Source organism: Chamaesiphon sp. VAR_48_metabat_403, from assembly GCF_031422475.1.
In the GTDB taxonomy this organism is placed as follows: Bacteria; Cyanobacteriota; Cyanobacteriia; order Cyanobacteriales; family Chamaesiphonaceae; genus Chamaesiphon.
Window position 1 is genome coordinate 1 of the sequence record NZ_JANPLS010000337.1, and the last position, 2,502, is coordinate 2,502.

3 protein-coding genes are annotated in these 2,502 nt (G+C 47.1%); 2 read left to right on the plus strand and 1 reads right to left on the minus strand.

All coding sequences use genetic code 11. The annotated features are described in order from the left end of the window. Positions 1-181 precede the first annotated feature (181 nt). Complete coding sequence (sixA, locus tag RMO79_RS16275) at positions 182-694, minus strand: phosphohistidine phosphatase SixA (RefSeq protein ID WP_310484228.1); 513 nt, start codon at positions 692-694, stop codon at positions 182-184. 65 nt (positions 695-759) lie between these two features. Here sixA and RMO79_RS16280 point away from each other — a divergent pair, with 65 nt between their 5' ends. Both RMO79_RS16280 and RMO79_RS16285 read left to right on the plus strand, forming a co-directional pair. Continuing rightward, on the plus strand, positions 760-1,572 hold the full coding sequence (locus RMO79_RS16280; protein WP_310484229.1) for a hypothetical protein: 813 nt from the start codon (positions 760-762) through the stop codon (positions 1,570-1,572). Positions 1,573-1,660: 88 nt separating this feature from the next. Continuing rightward, positions 1,661-2,428, plus strand: a complete 768-nt coding sequence (locus RMO79_RS16285) for a hypothetical protein (protein ID WP_310484230.1) — start codon at positions 1,661-1,663, stop codon at positions 2,426-2,428. The last annotated feature ends 74 nt before the right edge of the window (positions 2,429-2,502 follow it).

Below are 2,502 nucleotides of genomic sequence, written 5' to 3' on the forward strand. Positions count from 1 at the left end.
AAACTGCCAGCGATGGCAGTAGGAAGTCCGTAGTGACAAATGGAAAACACGTTGAGTAGCCGAATGAAGTGAAAGTTTCATGTTCGGTTTCGGATAGGAGGGGCGGAGTGGTAACACTCCCCTCGACCTTACCCCCACAAACGTCGCGCCCAAGACCGCACTTTTCGCTCCGAACCTCGACCTAAATTAAATATTTAGGTGATAATAGGCAGCACAATTGAGCTGTCCCGATTGCAAGGCGATTTTCCTCAAATTTTAGACCGATAATGCCGCCCTTTTTAAGCACTAATCGATCGCAAACTTTACCAAATACAAATAATTCTGCCCACTGACTTAAATTTGGCTCGTGTCCGACTAAAGCTAGCTCAGAGATAGAATTAGGATCGATCGATCTAGCTTCCCATTCCTGCAACCAAGCGGGGAGATTACCGCTAGGCTTCAATTCTTGAGAAACTTCTAGTTGAGAGCTGAGTTGCTTGTCAAGCAGGAGATCGGCAGTCTGGCGCGCGCGCACGAGCGGACTAGTAATAATTAAGTCAAATTCTACCTCTAACTTTACCAATCGATCGGCAACTTGTTCGACTTTTTTACGTCCTAGTTTAGTAAGAGATCTCAGCTCATCGCTGGCGATCGCATCGACAGCAAAGGGATCTGGATCGGTAGCAATGCCGTGACGAATTAAGTATAAGTACATATTTTTGTTAATGATTTGATACTTGTGACCGATAGATTGGATGATAACTAGCGGGTAACTATTTATTGCTTATCGATACACAATGCGATCGATTGGGAATTATAAAATGGATGGTCATAGAAACTTGTCTTTTCAAAGGCAAGGATTTCTCGATCCTGGGTAAATATGTTGAGGCGATCGCGGGTGCAGTAGTTATGACAAGATCTATTATTGAAAAGTTCGGAGCTAGCAGCAATCGGCGGTTCCGATGGTGGGCTGTTTTACCCAAGCGGAAAGCTTGGTTGCAGACCCTAATTTTATTGCCTTTTGGCTTGCCTGTGGCTAATTTTTTGGGTGCTAGTTGGCATTTTTCTGTAAATGCGATCGTTGAAGATCGTCAATATCTCATCGGCGTACTGTCGATGGCGATGAATTTACTGCTGCCGAGTTTATTTTTTGCCTTCTTATTTCAGTGGCTCTGGTTGTTTGGGCACAAAGAACCCCCAAGCTGGTATCCTAAAATCCGCGCATTGGGGGCAGGAGCCTATGCGACAGCGACGATCGCGATATCTTTTGGCATGGTGGGACTATTTACGCATGGTTTGAGCGTCTGTGGCAATCCTGCGTGGGGTAGCGTCGCTGAAAATTTGTTGTGCAATCTCGATGGTTATGGCTTTGAATCTAAATCTTGGTTTGGGGCGTGGTTTATTATCGCCGCTTATTGCTATCACGCCCAAAGCGCGATTCGGTTATTCCAACCGCGCAACCATACATCGCGATTTACGTTTCCTACCGCTCAACCGTCAGATCTGGGAGATTTTACCTCTGTCGCCACAGCACACGACGATTATCTCCCAAATTCAACCATCGATCCTACTCCCGATCGACATGACGGGTAGACCGCAAATTTTCGCCCCAATGCTAGAATATGACGGTATCAATCCATGTAGCATCAGCACGACGCACTAGCGATCGCCACTAATTAAATTGCTAAACCGAAATTATTATCTTATTAGTCTGGGGCGTTTGTGCCAAACTGCGATCGGCACACTGCTATGTTTGGGGTATTGGGGACAACTACCGAGTTTCGCCAACCCGGCTAGCGGATCGAAAGTCGCTCAAAATCCTGCGCCAGCCACCAGTCAGCCAGCAGCAACACCGAACCCTACCATCGATGTCAGTCCCGAAATTCTCAAGGGTAGCCCCGTTCTGCAAAAATGGCTTAAAGGGATTCCCAATGTGATGGAAGATATTCGCCGAGATCCTAGTTTTCGCACGCGGGTAAAAGTTGGCTATTCTCAATATCCCTCTACTAATCAAACTGGCGGCATCCATGTCGCTGTCGATGATGTATTTTTCGGCAGCAGCGGACTTTCAGCCAGTGCTAATTATAATTCCGGCGGTAGCCGCAGTGCTTATGGTGTCGATGCTCAATATTATCTGTTACCTTTAGGCGGTTATCTTAATATCACCCCGCTCGTTGGGTTTCGCCGTCTCCAAACCGATAAATACAACCGCGATGGCTTAAATTTGGGCGTTAAACTCATGCTCGTGCCCTCACGCGGCGGCGGTGCCGATATCGCACTCAGTCAAAGCTGGGTGGGTTTGGGCAGCGGTACCGAAACAGGTTTGACAACTTTATCCGTCGGCTACGCTATTACTAATAATCTGCGGCTATCAACCGATCTTCAGCAGCAAAATGCGAGAGAAAACTACGATAGTCGCGTCGGTATTGGCGTAGAGTGGATGCCTTAATGTCGATCTCAATTTTTCCGATCTTCGGTTGTGCTACATCCCCGACTTCTCGAAGAAGTCGGGGATGTAGCACA

Coding starts and splice junctions, on each gene's coding strand:
- sixA (WP_310484228.1), bottom strand. CDS start 694: ATGTACTTATACTTAATTCGTCACGGCATTGCTACCGATCCAGATCCC.